Source organism: Faecalibacterium sp. Marseille-Q3530, from assembly GCF_017377625.1.
In the GTDB taxonomy this organism is placed as follows: domain Bacteria; phylum Bacillota; class Clostridia; order Oscillospirales; family Ruminococcaceae; genus Faecalibacterium; species Faecalibacterium prausnitzii_E.
In genome coordinates, this window is record NZ_JAFREH010000003.1 from 104,323 (window position 1) to 118,910 (window position 14,588).

The window sequence follows — 14,588 nt, forward strand, 5'->3', positions numbered from 1 at the left end:
AATACCCATCTGTTTTTGACCAGAGGAAGGGAGTCCTCCATGCGGATCGGACTTGTTGAATTGCTGCTCATCCTGCTCATCGCATCGCTGACCGTCGGCCCCAGTGCGGCGCTCTGGGTGGACCGCTGGATGCGCCGCGCCCAGAAGACCAGCGCCGCAGCGGCCCGCCGCCGGGCAGCGCAGGAGGCCCAGCGCGCCGCCGAGCGGGAAGAGGTGCTGCAGCGGTTCCAGAAGCTGAGCATCGTCTTTGTGCTCTGCGCTGCGGTTGCCCTCATCTGGGGGCTGGTGCTGCGGCCCATCGAGGCCGCGCCCACGCCCTACACCGCCCCGGACGTCCGACAGGAGACCGGGGCGCAGACCGCCGCCGAAGGCGGCGTTCTGGAACTGGCCCCCTACACGGAGATCTCCGCCCTGCGGGAGAACAACGGCTGGCTCTACGCCGCCGCCCGATCCGGCAAGAATGGCTGCCTGCTGCGGATGCAGCCGGACGGCACCGGCCGGACCGAAGTGCTGACGACGGCAGGCGAGATCACCGATTTCGCCTTTGCACCGGACGGCACCATCTGGATGACAACATTGGAATCGGATGGCGGGCGGCTCTACCGGGTGAACAGCGACCAGTGGGGCGTGACGGTGGAACTCACCGTGAGCCAGATCGACGGCCGCGCCCTCTCCTGCCCCACGGCAGTGGCTGCCGCATCGGACGGCGCGGTCTACTTCACCGACCTTGCCGCCGCCAGCGCCCGGCACGGCGTGGAGAGCGCCCTGCGCACCGAACTGACTGCCCACACCGGCACCGGAAGCGTCTACGTCTACGACCCCGCCGCCCGCACGGTGGAGACTGTCCTGACCGGCATCGCCGGGGCCTCCGGCCTTGCGCTGGATAAGGCAGCGGAGACGCTCTATGTCTCCGACCTGGGGAGCCGCTGCGTCTGGGCGGTGGACACCGCCGCCCGCGACCGGACGGCCGGGGGCAAAGGCTGCTCGACCCATCTATACGGCCTGCCCGGCTACCCCGGTGCCCTGTCGCTGGACGCGGACGGCACGCTCTACATCAGCTACCGCTGGGCCCGGTCCGGCTGGCTGGAAGACCACGCCGGACGCACTCTGCTGCGGGGCATGGCCCTGCGGCTGAGCCAGACGATGCAGGAGGGGCTGTTCTCCCTCTCGGCCAGCGACATCCGCGCCGAGGCGGTCGCACCCGCCAGCGGCAGCTGGCAGCGGACAATCCCCGGCGGCAGCTCCGGCAGCACCACGGCGCTCTGCCCGGTGAGCAGCCGGGTCTATCTGGCTATTTCCGGGGAAACAAAACTGCACTGGGTCAGGGTGTAAACCCTCTCCGTCCCGCTTTGCGGGCCGGGCCGGTCTTTTACAAAACGCGCAGGCCCACCATGTCAAAAGGCGGCGGGCCCTGCGTGCAAGGGTAGATATGAGGTGAATCCATATGACGGAAGCATTCAAACAGCAGATCGAAACCGAGGCACGGCAGGCCGTGACCGAACTTCTGGCGCAGGCCGGGCTGCGCAAAGGCGATGTCTTTGTCGTGGGCTGCTCGTCCAGCGAGATCGTCGGCGGGCACATCGGCAAGGACAGCAGCCTGGAAGCCGCACAGGCCGTCTATGCCGGCATCGCGCCGGTGCTGGCCGAAAACGGCATCTGGCTGGCTGCGCAGTGCTGCGAGCACCTGAACCGCGCCCTCATCATCGAGCGGGAAGCCGCCGAGAAATACGGCTGGGAGGAAGTCTGCGTCGTGCCCCGCCCCCACGCGGGCGGCAGCTGGGCCACCACCTGCTGGAAGCAGTTCCAGGACCCCATCGCAGTGGAGGAGATCCGCGCCCATGCGGGCATCGACATCGGCGGCACCCTCATCGGGATGCACCTGCGCCGGGTGGCCGTGCCGGTGCGGCTGAACCTTTCCCGGATCGGCGAAGCGAACATTCTCTGCGCTCGCACCCGCCCAAAGCTCATCGGCGGTGAGCGCGCCAGATATACGGAGGAGGACTGAGTTGTATGGCTGAAAAAACGCTGGAAGAGATGCGGGAGGCCGTTGCCGCCATCCGGGAGACCATGGCCGCTGCGGCCCGCGAGGCCGGGCGCGACCCCGCCGAGGTGCAGCTCTGCGCTGCCTGCAAGACCCGCACAGCCGAAACCGTGGCGGCCAGTGCCGCCCTGCCCATTGACGTGTTTGGCGAAAACCATGTGCAGGAGCTTTGTGCAAACTTTGACGCCGGGGCCTACTGCGGCAAACCGAGCCACTTCATCGGCCATTTGCAGACCAATAAGATCAAAAAAGTGCTGGGCCGCGCCAGCCTCATCCAGAGCGTGGACAGTGAGCATCTGCTTGCCGCCATTGAGAAGGAAGCCGCCAGGGCGGGCCTTGTCCAGAACGTGCTGCTGGAAGTGAACATCGGCGGCGAGGCGTCAAAGTCCGGCGTTTCGCCGGAACAGCTCTGGCCCCTGCTGGACACTGCCGCCGCACAGGAGCACATCCGGGTCTGCGGCCTGATGGCCATCCCGCCCGTCAACGACGACGACGCCCGGAACCGCGCTTATTTAGCGGCGGTGCACAAGCTGTTCGTGCAGGCCGGAGAACGCGGCTATGCTAATGTGAAGATGGAGACCCTCTCCATGGGCATGAGCGGCGACTACGAGAACGCCATCCGCGAGGGTGCCACCCTTGTCCGCATCGGCACCGCCATTTACGGCGAGCGGGATTATAGTAAAAAGTAACGTTACGACCCTCTCTGTCAGCGCTGGCGCGCTGCCTGAGAGGGTCAAAAATAGGAGAAACCATGCCAAAAACACAGATCCGATCCACCCAGGACCCCGCCGCACACCACACCAGCAGCCGCGCCCTCATCCGGCGCTTTCTGCCGTATCTGGCCAAGTACAAGGGCGTCCTCTTTTTTGACCTGTTCTGCGCAGCGCTGACCACCCTGTGCGACATCATCCTGCCCAAGATCATGAGCGCCATCACCAACTCGGCCATGGGGGTAGGCATCACCCTGACGGCCGGCATCGTGCTCAAGCTGGCGGGCATCTACTTCGTGCTCCGCATCATGGATGGAGCGGCGCAGTATTTCATGTCCAGCATCGGCCACATCATGGGCGTCCACATCGAGACCGACATGCGCCGCGATGCCTTCGACCACCTGCTGCTGCTCGACCACACCTATTACAACAACACCAAGGTCGGCACCATCATGGGCCGCATCACCAACGACCTGTTCGATGTGACCGAGTTCGCCCACCACTGCCCGGAGGAATTCTTCATCGCCTTCATCAAGATCCTGGCGTCCTTCATCATCCTCTGCCGGGCCAGCATCCCGCTGACGCTGGCGGTCTTCGCCTGTGTGCCCTTGATGGGAGTCGTCTCGGTCAAGCTGAACCAGAAGCTCCGCGCCCGGTTCCGCCAGCAGCGCGTCCAGATCGGCGAGCTGAATGCCACCATCGAGGACAGCCTGCTGGGGCAGGGCGTCGTCAAGGCCTTTGCCGCCGAGGACCAGGAGCGCGAGAAATTTGCGCAGGGCAACAAAGACTTTGAGCAGATCAAGACCCTTGGCTACTACGCCATGGCTGCGTTCAACACCTCCACTCGCCTGTTCGACGGCCTGATGTATCTGGTGGTCATTCTGGCGGGCGGTCTGTCGCTGGTCAACGGCAGGATCACCGCCGGTGACCTTGTGGCCTATATGCTCTACGTCACCACCCTCATCGCCACCATCCGCCGCATCGTCGAGTTCGCCGAGCAGTTCCAGCGCGGCATGACCGGCATCGAGCGCTTTGCCGAGATCATGGACACCCCGGTGCCCATCCACGACGCCCCCGACGCCAAGCCCCTTCAGCCCGGCCCCGGTGCCATCCGGTTCGAGGATGTCAGCTTCGAATACCCGGACGACCACAACAAGGTCCTGCACCACGTCAGCCTCGACATCAAAGCCGGTGAGCGACTGGCGCTGGTCGGCCCCTCCGGCGGCGGCAAGACGACCCTGTGCAACCTTATCCCCCGCTTCTACGATGTGACCGGCGGCCGCATCCTCATCGACGGGCAGGACATCCAGCACATCACCCTCAAGAGCCTGCGTGAGGACATCGGCATCGTCCAGCAGGACGTGTATCTGTTCAGTGGCTCGGTGGCGGACAACATCGCCTACGGCAAGCCCGGCGCCTCCCGTGAGGAGATCATCGAAGCGGCCCGTCTGGCCGGTGCCGAGCGGTTCATCCTCGCCCTGAAGAACGGCTTCGACACCTACGTCGGTGAGCGCGGCGTTAAGCTCTCCGGCGGCCAGAAGCAGCGCATCGCCATCGCCCGTGTCTTTCTGAAGAACCCACCCATTCTGATTCTGGACGAGGCCACCAGCGCCCTGGACAATGAGAGCGAGATCCTGGTGGGCCAGAGCCTTGAAAAGCTGGCCCACGGCCGCACTACCCTGACCATCGCCCACCGCCTGACCACCATCAAGAACTACGACCGCATCCTCGTCCTCGGTTCCGACGGCATCGAGGAATCCGGCACCCACGATGAGCTTCTCGCACAGCACGGCGTCTACTACCGCCTGTGGAACCAGCTGCCGGGAAAAGATACGCTGTAACCCGAAATCCCTGTACGAAAAAAGCGAAGCCGCTGAGCATTCAACGGCTTCGCTTTTTGTTGTGGAAACGTTCGGCTTATTCGCCCACGATGAGACGGACGGCACCATAGATGCCGGCGTCATTGCCGAGGCTTGCGGCCTTGATGGGGGTCTCGCGGCAGGAGCGGAAGGCGTATTCCTTGAAGTGCTTGACCAGCGGGTCGAACAGGACATCGCCTGCGCGGGCCACGCCGCCGCCGACGAGGAACATTTCGGGGTCGGTGGTGGAGGCGATGCTGGCCAGCGCCATGCCCAGCGTGTTGGACATATCCTCGACCTCGCGGGAGGCCAGCACATCGCCATTGCGGGCGGCATCAAAGACATCCTTAGCAGCAAAATCGGTGCCGCGCAGGACGCACTCCACCTCCGGGTTCTCGTCCAGCAGCTTCTTCATGCAGCGGACGACGCCGGTGGCGCTGGAGTACTGCTCCAGACAGCCGCGCTTGCCGCAGCCGCAGACGGCCGTCTCGTGCGGATCGACCGTGATGTGGCCGATCTCGCCGCCCGCGCCGTGGGCACCATCAATGACCTTGCCGTTGACGATGACGCCGCCGCCGACACCAGTGCCCAGCGTGACCATGACTGCGCTGCGGCAGCCCTTGGCGGTGCCCATCCAGATCTCGCCCAGGGCAGCGACGTTGGCGTCGTTGCCGACAAGGACCTTCAGGCCGTCCAGCAGACCGGACAGCTGGGCGGAAACGTTCCGCTCGCCCCAGCCGCCGAGGTTGGCGCAGACGATGGGCACGACGCTGGAGTTCAGAACCGGGCCGGGCACACCGATGCCCACGCCCTCGACCTGCTCTGCGGCGATCTCCTTCTCGGTCATCTTGCCGTGAATGGCGTCGGCCAGATTTTCGAGGATGTGCTCACCGGCGTTGGAGGTGTCGGTGGGCACCTCCCACTTTTCCAGCAATGCGCCGGACGTGGTGAACAGACCGACCTTTGCGGTGGTGCCGCCCAGATCAATGCCAAATGCGTATTCTTTCATGATTCATTTACCCCTTTTCCGCAGCGGTCGCCCGCTGATCGTTTTACCTTGTTGCCATTATAACATATTCTGCCGCAGATGGGGAGCCATTTTTTCGGATTTTTCCAGTCTCGTGCGGGGCGCGGCTGTGTTCTGTGGGCCGCAGGGCGCAAAAAACGCGCCCGCCGCAAGGCAGAGCGCGTTTTCGCTGCAATGAAAGGCCAGAAGGCTTATTCCTCGTCGGGTTCGTCCTCTTCCTCGTCGTCCTCATCATCGTCCGTTCTGGGCTTGTAGAAGATGCCGCTCAGGAAGATGCTGACGAAGTACAGCAGGCACATGGGCACTGCCACGAAGCACTGGGACACGATGTCCGGCGGGGTGATGATGGCTGCGACCAGGAAGATGAGCACGATGGCAACGCCGCGGCCCTTTTTCATGATCTCCGGGTTTGCGATGCCCATCTTGGCCAGAATGATGGTGACCAGCGGCATCTCAAAGACGCAGCCGAAGATGATGAACATCGTCAGGCAGAGGTTGATGTAGCTCTCGATGCTGATGGACGCCGTGATGTAATCGGTGCCTTCCAGAGTGACCAGGAAGTTCAGCATAAAGGGCAGGGTGACCTTATAGGCGAACAGGATGCCGACGCAGAACAGCATCAAGCCGAGCAGCAGCACCAGCTTGAAGAAGAAGCTCTCGCTCCGCTTCAGGCCCGGCTTTGCAAAGGCGTAGATCTGATACAGCGCCACCGGCACGGTGATGACCACCGCCGCGATCAGCGAGACGCGGAAGTACTGCATCAGCTTCTCCTGCGGGGCCAGGAAGACGAAGGTATAGTTCGCATTCCGGGCCATGGCCGTCAGCAGATCGATCAGTTTGTCCGAAACTGCCAGAAAACCGATCACACCCACCACAAACACGACTGCGCAGATGATCAGCCGGTTCCGCAGCTCTTTCAGGTGGCCGGTCAGCGTCATGCTGCCGTCCTCCGACATGACTTCGGCTTTCTTTTTGCGCTTAACGTTTGTAGCCACGAATTACTCCTCGTCCTTCTTCTCAGCCTTGTCCTCAGACTGGGTCTCGGTCTTCTTGACTTCGCCGTTGTCATCGACGTCGTCCATGCCTTCCTTGAAGTTCTTCATGGTCTTGCCGAACATCTTGCCCAGCTTCGGCAGGTTCTTGGGTCCAAAGATGACCAGAACAATGATCAGAACGATGATAAGCTCCTGAGGTCCGATTCTCATAATAAAATCTCCTTTTTCCTCTTGCCGCGCCGTGCGGGCGGGCTGATTTACAATGTATCGTACAACCGCGGGCGCGGGTGCATCCAAATAGGGGCTGTTATGCCTTGGCCTCTTCCGCCGGGGCAGCGGCCTCGGCTTCATGGGCGGGGGCAGCTTCCGCAGCCGGGGCGGGCGCTTCCGTTTCGGCGGGCTTTTCTGCGGCCTTCACGGGTTCCGCAGCCTCAGCCGGTGCTTCCTCCGCCTTCGCCGGCTCTTCTACGGGAGCAGCCTCGGCCTTGGCAGGCTCTTCGGGCAGCTCCTCCACGGCATCTTCCAGCTCGGTGACCTCTTCGGCCTCCTCGGCCTTCTTGGCCTCTTCCTTGCTGGTCTTGCCGATGTTGGTGAAGCTCTTGGTCACATCCTTCATGCTGTCGTCGATGTCCTTCTTGAGGTCCGTCAGGGGGGCGACCGCCTCCTTGATGGGAGCCTGGATCTCGTTCAGCGGCTCGACGACGTTCTTCTGGATCTCCTCGGAGGCTGCGCCGGTGTACTTCTTCAGCTCACGCAGCATCTTGCCGAGCTTGCGTGCGTACTCCGGCAGCTTATCCGGGCCGATGACCACGAACGCAACGATCACGACAAGGATCAGCTCTGTAAAACCAATTTTCATAGCGTTCCAATTCCTTTCCTCAAACACAGGCCGTTCTTTTTGGGGTCTGCATTGCTGTACGGTTCTGGGGTTTGGCGCAGCGGTGCGCCTTTCGTTGCCCTATGTATACCGGATGTCAATGAACTGTATATGAATTTATTTTGAACAGTTTATGAATAAGGCAGGTTTGCTCCTCTTTTTCTAAACAAAATCAAAATTCCAACAATTATATTACAGTTTGGAAATCAAAAACAGCCCCGGCATCATGTCCGGGGCCGTCGTTCTCACCGTTCAACGGACGGGGTTTGTCAGGGTGCCGATGCCGTCGATCTCGCATCGCACGACATCGCCGGGGACGAGGAACTGCGGCGGGTCCATCCCCATGCCGACGCCCGCCGGGGTACCGGTGGCGATGAGGGTGCCCGCCTTCAGGGTCATCCCCTGCGAAAGCTCCGCGATGACGTGGTCGATGTCAAAGATCTGCAGGCCGGTGTTGGAGTCCTGCCGCTTCTCGCCATTGACGAAGCTGCGGATGCCCAGTCTGGGCGGGTAGATCTCGAACTCGTCCGCCGTGACGATACAAGGCCCGATGGGTGTGAAGCCGTCCAGACTCTTGCCGAAATACCACTGCTTGTGGGCCGTCTGGACATCGCGGGCCGAGACGTCGTTCAGGATGGTGTAGCCGAATACAACGTCCTTCGTCTGCCCGGCAGGCACATCTTTGGCATCCATGCCCAGCACCACAGCCAGCTCGCATTCGTAGTCCAGCTTCTTCACAAGGTCGGTGTGGGCCTCGATGAAGCCACCGTCCGGCACTGCCCGCGTGACCCGCTTGGAAAAGTAGATGGCATCCTGATGCCGGGTCGCAAAGGCGTCGGCGGAATACTTTTCCGCCTCGTCCGAGTGGGCCATGTAGTTGATGCCCAGGCAGATGACGTCCTGCGCCGGGGCCGGGATGGGGCTTTCCAGCGTGACGGCCTCGATGGGCAGGGCCGGGATGCCCGCAATGGCCAGCGACAGCCCCGCCCGCACCTGCGGGGTCAGGAACGGGATGGCGTCGGACAGCGTCTCATAGCGCAGGCCCAGCCAGCTCAGCGGCCAGACCTGACGGCCATCTGCCGACAGGATGGCCGGGTCTTCGATGCCGTCCGGCAGACGGCAGGTGACAAAGCGCATGGGGGAAGCCTCCTCTCAGTGTCGATAGGCGATGGCGTTTTGGATGCGGTCGGCTTCCGCCGGGCCGGCCAGCTGGCGGACCAGCTCCAGCGCAAAGGGGATAGCGCCGCCGAGACCGTAGCTGGTGGTGATGCTGCCATCCACCACGACCTCTTCGTCGTGGACGACGGCCCCGGCCAGCTTGTCCTGGAACCCGGCGTGGGCGGTGGCGTTCCGGCCCTCCAGCAGGCCCAGCAAAGCCAGGATGCTGGGGGCCGCGCAGATGGCTGCCACCTTCCGGCCTGCCCTGGCAAAGGCGGTGCAGGTGTCGGTCACGGTCTTGTTGGCGGCAAGGTTCGGGGTGCCGGGGATGCCGCCGGGCAGGACGACCATGTCCACGTCGGAATAATCCACCTCCTCGGCCAGAGCGTCGGCGGTCAGGTGGATGTTATGGCTGCTGACCAGCTCTCTGCGGCCCATGGCAGACGCCACGATGACCTCGACTTTGGCGCGGCGGAGAAGGTCCACCACCAGCAATGCCTCGCACTCCTCGGTGCCATCGGCGAAAAAGACAACTGCTTTGCTCATTGTATCTGCTCCTTCCTGCGGCCCTGCTGTGCGCTGTGCGCAGCAGGGGATAAAAAAGCGCACCGCGGGCGGAGTGCTCCCCTGCCCCGCCGTGCGCGGTCCTGCATTATTCCTCGGTGGGTGCCTCGGCCTTTTCTTCCAGCAGGCGGCGCAGCACACTGTCCTCCCTGCTGATGACCCGGCTGACCCGGCTGATGATGGCGCTGGACGCGCCGATGTTGCCCATGATGCTGGTGTAGCTCTGCTTGCTGACCAGCTTTTCTGCGATGTTGTAGCGCTGCTCCATTGCACTCAGCTCGGCGTAGCTGCACACATCCTGCAAAAAGCGATAGCATTCTTCCGGCGTTTTCAGTTCCAGCAGTGCCGAATACAGGCCGGACTCTCCGGTGGGATGATCTTTTGCCATGGCTCGTTTCCTCCCTTGTCGTTTTGGTGGGGGTCTGGCCCACGATGGGCACTTCATTGCACTACATTAGTGTAGTACAAACGCAGGAAAATTGCAATGGGAAATTTCAGAGCATCTTTTCCATTTCGGTCAGCTGCATGGAGATGCCGCCCACCGCGTTCTCTACGGGCTTGAGCAGCCGGTAGCCCCGCGCCTTGAAGAACTGCTGCACCGGCAGGCACTTGGTGTGCACCTCGCAGCAGACGCGGCCCCGGCCCTCGCCGCGGGCCAGCCGCTCGCAGGAGGCCACGATGTCGCGGCCGATGGCCTTGCCCCGGTACTCCGGCTTCAGATAGAGGTGGAGCAGGTGCAGGGCGGTGTTCTCCATCTTCCAGGCAAAGTAGCCGATGAGCTTGTCGCCCAGAAAGACGAGGAAGTAGTTCACATCGCGGTCGATGTCCTCTTCAATGGCGTCGGCGCTCTGCAGCGTCTCCACCAGCGCGTCCAGCTGCTTCGCCGGGTAATAGCGCTTGTAGACCTCGTGCCAGAGCTCGCTGGCGAGGTCGGCGGTCATGTGGATATATTTGGCCTTTGCGACCAGCTTGTAATCGGGTTTCATAGTTCTCCTATTCGTTGTTCAGGGTGAGCCCGCCGGGCGGGGTTTTTCTTATTGTACCATACGCCGCGCCAAAGTGCAAAACAAAAAGGCGGCTGCGCCTTCCAAAAAAGCGCAGCCGCCTGATTGTCGTTTTACCTGGGAACGAGATGTTTTACAGCGCGGTCTTGATGTTGTGATGAGTGGAGCTGTAACGAACAACTGCTTCCATCAGGGCGAGAGGCCACAGAATGACCTTGCCCAAGATCTCGGCCGGCTTGACACATACCGTGTCCATGCTGTTGATGCCGAACAGGACCAGACATGCGATACCACAGCCCAGAATGTAATAGTACATAATCAAACCTCCTATATCTTTTTACGGGTCTTGGACCCGAAGTTCAGTACACAGCGGGGCGTTTTCCGCTCTCCGCATCCTTACTATACCGCAATTTCAATCTAAAGTCAATATCCGAAATCATGAAACAATTGAAAGCTTTTGTTGAAATTCGTTTTACTCATCGAAGTAAAGTGCAAAAGCTCGCTTTGCTTTATAAATGTGAAGTCAGTGTTCTGAATTGGCCGTGAGCCGGAAACAATTTGTTCATATTTGGGGTCAAAACGCCCCGGAAACCGGCGTTTTGTTTTCCTTGCAAGTACAGAAAATACTGCACAAAAGTCCTGCTTGAGGTTTGTGCAGAATGCCGTGCAATAACAGCTGTTCCTCCCTCGTTTACAAGTTAAGGAAAGTCGTGTCGAAATTTTTGTTTTCGAAAGCCGGAGGGCCCCATCATGAAAGAAAAACTCTGCAAAAAAATCTTGGGTTTTCTACTCGCCTCCCTGCTCCTGCTGACCGTTTCGCCGCCTGCCTTCGCGGATATGGGGCCGAAACCGTCGGTCACGCTCAGGCTCTACATCTACAACGACCAGAATTACGCCGTGACTCTGCTGGGCAATACAGAATCCACCGGCCCATGGAGCGCCCCCAGCGCATACGGGGACTGGATGGGTTCCCGCGAGGTGTGGGAAGCCTTTCAGGCTTACGATGCGCCGGAGGGGTACTACTTCCTCGGCTACTTCGAGGAATACTTCGGCGACACCGAACAGACCTTCACCTGGGGGTACTACCCGCCCCAGAAATTCTATGTGCTCCTTTATAATATGGACACCGGGGTCTTTTCCATTAGCAAAGAGCCGGTCCAGCGGTATGCGTTCGACAGCGAATGGCAGGTGCTGTTCGACCCGGAGGACGGCTGGATGCACGTCTACACCAACCGGACCGACAGCGACCAGATTTCCCTGTTCACCTCCCGGTTACTCATCACGCTGATTCTGGAGCTAGCGCTGGGTGCCCTGGTGTTCGGCCTGCGCGAAAAAGCCCAGCAGAACCTCATCGGCGGGGTCAATCTGGCCACGCAGCTTGCACTGAACCTTGTTCTCCACTACGGGCTGTTTTATCTCGGCCCCTGGGCGGGCTTTGCGCTCTACGCCGGAACGGAAGTGCTGGTCTTCGCGGTGGAAGCCTCCGCCTACTGCCGCTGGCTGCCCTGGCCGGAGGGCAAAACGCCCCGCCCGGTGCTCTACGCCCTGACGGCCAACCTGCTCTCGTTCGGCGTCGGCTGGCTTTTGAACGAGCACCTGACGAACGCCCAGATCCGGTGGCTCAGCCTTGCGGCCCTGTTCCTGTGGTACACGGTGCCCAAGTTGGCGGGAAAAACGTGTCTTTTTAAGCAAAACGCACAAGAAAACGACAAAAGATTGTGATTTTCCATTCTTGTTGCCAGAGAAGAAATGCGTTATAATAGAACCATCAAATCGGCGGATACCGGAAAGGAGAACATGCTCTATGGCAAAAGCATCGCAGGTCGTTTTAATGGAAAATGAATTTTACCTAATCAAAGCCCCGAATGGGAAGGTGTTGGAGGTAAAGAACTTCAATACCGAGAACGGCGCTGCGATCGGGTTGTGGGATTACGCAGGCCATCCGTGGCAGCAGTGGCAGTTCGTGGACGCCGGTGAGGGCCGCTGGCGCATCCAGAACCGGTTCACAGGCAAGTTCATCGACCTGGCGCTCGGTGGCGTGATCGAGGGCACCTGGCTGCACCAGTGGAGCCGCAGCAGCGGGCTGAGCCAGTGCTGGGCGCTGGAACCCACCCGCAGCGGCCGCACCCGCATCCGGAACGTGCTGGCCGACAAGTACATCGACCTCGTGGGCATGAACACCGCGAACGGTGCCCAGGCCCAGATCTGGAACTACGTCTCCGGCGGCAATCAAGAGTGGAACCTTGTCCGCGTGGACCCCGCTTCCACCCAGATCAACGCGCGCGGCAACGAGGCGCACGACCCGGAACCCACCCCCTCGCAGCGCAAGCACCAGAACGATCTGGTCCGCAAGCTGAACAACGCCGGCAAGGGCCGCGCTGCACGGAAATAAAAAAAGAACGAAAAGACCCTCTCAGTCTCGCATCCGTTCGCCAGCTCCCCCGTCGGGGGGCTTTGATGCTGACAGAACTCAACATCAAAACCTCGCCCTTCGGGAGAGGCGGCATTGCGGAGCAATGACGGAGAGGGTCTCTTTTATTATCAGAAGGAGAACGCTTCATGAACCCTGAATTTCCCATGCGGAACACGACGCTGTGCTATCTGGAGCAGGACGGCAAGTGGCTGATGCTCCACCGCGTCACCAAGAAAAACGACATGAACCACGACAAATGGATCGGCGTGGGCGGCAAGTTCGAGCCGTTCGAAAGCCCGGAAGACTGCCTGCTGCGCGAGGTGCGGGAAGAGACCGGCCTTCAGCTGACCCGCTTCCGCTGCCGGGGCATCGTGACCTTCATTCTGGGCCGTCTGACCGAGTACATGCACCTTTACACCGCAGATGGCTGGACCGGTGAACTGATCCGGGACCCCGCCCGCAACGAAGGGGTGCTGGAATGGGTGCCGACGGACACCGTCGAAACGCTGCCCATCTGGGAGGGCGACAAGATTTTCTTCCGCCTGCTCAAAGAGGACCGCCCGTTCTTCTCCCTCAAGCTGACCTATGAGGGCGACACGCTGACGCAGGCCGTGTTGGACGGGAAGGAACTCCCTTCGGCATCCTGCGGATGCCACCTCCCTCAGTGAGGGAGGCTTTGCAGCAATACCGTTACGTCAAGGCCCCCTCCCAGAGGGGGCTGGCACAGCGAAGCTGTGACGGAGGGAGTTCTGCCTTTTAGTTCAGTTTCAGGTCTCCCTCTTTGATCCAGCCCAGCTTGCGCTCGATCTCGCAGAAGACGACGCTCAGTACAGCGGGCAGGACGAAGCAGATCAGCAGCATGGCCGCCCAGTCCATCGGGGTGATGGCAGCCTTGGTGCCTGCCGCGATGTCGTTGACCCAGCCGGTGTAGACGCCGATCTGACCCACCAGACCGCAGGTGCCCATGCCGGAGGAGACCGCTGCGCCGTTCATCTCAAAGTGGAACAGGCAGGTGGCCAGCGGGCCGGTGATGGCCGAAGCCAGCGTGGGAGCGATCCAGATGCGGGGGTTCTTGATGATGTTGCCCATCTGGAGCATACTGGTGCCCAGACCCTGACTGACCAGACCGCCGACGCCGTTTTCCTTGTAGCTCATGACCGCAAAGCCCACCATCTGGGCGCAGCAGCCCGCCACAGCGGCACCGCCGGCCAGACCGGTCAGGCCCAGTGCCGCACAGATGGCAGCGGAGGAGATGGGCAGCGTCAGCGCCACGCCCACGATGACCGACACGAGGATGCCCATGACCAGCGGGGCCTGCTCGGTGGCCCACATGATGAGGGTGCCCACCTGGCTTGCCGCTGCGCCGATGGGCGCTGCGATGAGCATGGACAGGCCGACGCCTGCAAAGATCGTGACCAGCGGGGTGGCGAGGATGTCGATCTTCGTCTCCTTGCTCACGGCCTTGCCCAGCTCCGCCGCGACGATGGCGATGATGAGGACGGCCAGCGGGCCGCCGGCCCCGCCCAGTGCATTGGCCGAGTAGCCCACCGTGATGAGGCTGAACAGCACCAGCGGCGGGCAGTGCAGCGCCCAGCCGATGGCGCAGGCCATGGCCGGGCCGCTCATGGCCGTGGCATAGCCGCCCAGGTCCACCAGCACGTCCAGACCGGTCTGCTGGCCCAGCGTCTTGATGATGGTGCCGATGAGCAGGCTGGCGAACAGGCCCTGTGCCATCGCGCCCAGCGCCTCGATGAGGTAGCGCTGCGGGGTGATGACGATATCTTTTCGTTTCAAAAACTCCTTGAAGCTTGCCATAGAATTTTCCTCTTTTCTTCTCCGGTCATTTCTGCAACCGGACTGCATGTCCATCATCATACCATACACCTGTCAAGACAGCAAGAGAAAAACGCTTTTTTCGTGAAAAGAAACAAATTTTGAAG

At 61.3% G+C, this 14,588-nt stretch carries 17 protein-coding genes; 7 read left to right on the forward strand and 10 right to left on the reverse strand.

The genetic code is table 11. The annotated features are described in order from the left end of the window. Nucleotides 1-39 precede the first annotated feature (39 nt). The 4 genes from J3350_RS04755 (at nt 40) to J3350_RS04770 (ending at nt 4,592) form a co-directional block, all read left to right on the forward strand. Entirely contained in the window at nt 40-1,332 is a 1,293-nt protein-coding gene (locus J3350_RS04755; RefSeq protein ID WP_207685880.1) for an SMP-30/gluconolactonase/LRE family protein, read from the forward strand. A gap of 112 nt (nt 1,333-1,444) precedes the next feature. After that, a complete protein-coding gene (locus J3350_RS04760) occupies nt 1,445-2,005 on the forward strand; it encodes a TIGR01440 family protein (RefSeq protein ID WP_118552203.1) in 561 nt (186 codons plus the stop codon). A 5-nt stretch (nt 2,006-2,010) separates the two neighbouring features. Further along, nucleotides 2,011-2,730, forward strand: a complete 720-nt coding sequence (locus tag J3350_RS04765; RefSeq protein ID WP_207685881.1) for a YggS family pyridoxal phosphate-dependent enzyme — start codon at nt 2,011-2,013, stop codon at nt 2,728-2,730. A 62-nt stretch (nt 2,731-2,792) separates the two neighbouring features. Next, complete coding sequence (locus tag J3350_RS04770; protein ID WP_207685882.1) at nt 2,793-4,592, forward strand: ABC transporter ATP-binding protein; 1,800 nt, start codon at nt 2,793-2,795, stop codon at nt 4,590-4,592. 76 nt (nt 4,593-4,668) lie between these two features. Here J3350_RS04770 and J3350_RS04775 read toward each other — a convergent pair whose 3' ends face one another. The 9 genes from J3350_RS04775 to J3350_RS04815 form a co-directional block, all read right to left on the reverse strand. After that, entirely contained in the window at nt 4,669-5,619 is a 951-nt protein-coding gene (locus J3350_RS04775) for an ROK family glucokinase (RefSeq protein WP_207685883.1), read from the reverse strand. 209 nt (nt 5,620-5,828) lie between these two features. After that, entirely contained in the window at nt 5,829-6,632 is an 804-nt protein-coding gene (tatC, locus tag J3350_RS04780; RefSeq protein ID WP_097792934.1) for a twin-arginine translocase subunit TatC, read from the reverse strand. A gap of 3 nt (nt 6,633-6,635) precedes the next feature. Beyond that, nucleotides 6,636-6,842: a twin-arginine translocase TatA/TatE family subunit gene (locus tag J3350_RS04785; RefSeq protein WP_097792935.1), complete on the reverse strand. Its 207-nt coding sequence runs from the start codon at nt 6,840-6,842 to the stop codon at nt 6,636-6,638. A gap of 97 nt (nt 6,843-6,939) precedes the next feature. Continuing rightward, nucleotides 6,940-7,491, reverse strand: coding sequence for a twin-arginine translocase TatA/TatE family subunit (locus J3350_RS04790; protein WP_207685884.1), 552 nt, complete (start codon nt 7,489-7,491; stop codon nt 6,940-6,942). Nucleotides 7,492-7,761: 270 nt separating this feature from the next. After that, nucleotides 7,762-8,646, reverse strand: a complete 885-nt coding sequence (locus tag J3350_RS04795) for a fumarylacetoacetate hydrolase family protein (protein WP_207685885.1) — start codon at nt 8,644-8,646, stop codon at nt 7,762-7,764. 15 nt (nt 8,647-8,661) lie between these two features. Next, nucleotides 8,662-9,213 carry a DJ-1 family glyoxalase III gene (locus tag J3350_RS04800; protein WP_207685886.1) on the reverse strand — a complete coding sequence of 184 codons (552 nt, stop codon included), beginning with the start codon at nt 9,211-9,213 and terminating at the stop codon, nt 8,662-8,664. 106 nt (nt 9,214-9,319) lie between these two features. Continuing rightward, nucleotides 9,320-9,619, reverse strand: coding sequence for a YerC/YecD family TrpR-related protein (locus J3350_RS04805; RefSeq protein WP_118552185.1), 300 nt, complete (start codon nt 9,617-9,619; stop codon nt 9,320-9,322). Nucleotides 9,620-9,725: 106 nt separating this feature from the next. Further along, on the reverse strand, nt 9,726-10,217 hold the full coding sequence (locus J3350_RS04810; RefSeq protein WP_118552183.1) for a GNAT family N-acetyltransferase: 492 nt from the start codon (nt 10,215-10,217) through the stop codon (nt 9,726-9,728). Nucleotides 10,218-10,368: 151 nt separating this feature from the next. Then, the gene (locus tag J3350_RS04815) at nt 10,369-10,551 is read right to left on the reverse strand and encodes a hypothetical protein (RefSeq protein WP_118552181.1); all 183 of its coding nucleotides are present in this window, start codon (nt 10,549-10,551) and stop codon (nt 10,369-10,371) included. A 434-nt stretch (nt 10,552-10,985) separates the two neighbouring features. Between J3350_RS04815 and J3350_RS04820 the strand changes: the two genes are divergently transcribed. From J3350_RS04820 to J3350_RS04830, 3 genes are all read left to right on the forward strand, one after another. After that, a complete protein-coding gene (locus tag J3350_RS04820; protein ID WP_207685887.1) occupies nt 10,986-11,957 on the forward strand; it encodes a hypothetical protein in 972 nt (323 codons plus the stop codon). Between the two features lie 82 nt (nt 11,958-12,039). Then, nucleotides 12,040-12,627, forward strand: coding sequence for an RICIN domain-containing protein (locus J3350_RS04825; RefSeq protein ID WP_097792944.1), 588 nt, complete (start codon nt 12,040-12,042; stop codon nt 12,625-12,627). A gap of 167 nt (nt 12,628-12,794) precedes the next feature. Beyond that, a complete protein-coding gene (locus J3350_RS04830) occupies nt 12,795-13,316 on the forward strand; it encodes an 8-oxo-dGTP diphosphatase (RefSeq protein WP_207685888.1) in 522 nt (173 codons plus the stop codon). Between the two features lie 88 nt (nt 13,317-13,404). Here J3350_RS04830 and J3350_RS04835 read toward each other — a convergent pair whose 3' ends face one another. Further along, complete coding sequence (locus J3350_RS04835) at nt 13,405-14,463, reverse strand: PTS transporter subunit IIC (RefSeq protein ID WP_118552173.1); 1,059 nt, start codon at nt 14,461-14,463, stop codon at nt 13,405-13,407. Nucleotides 14,464-14,588 lie beyond the last annotated feature (125 nt).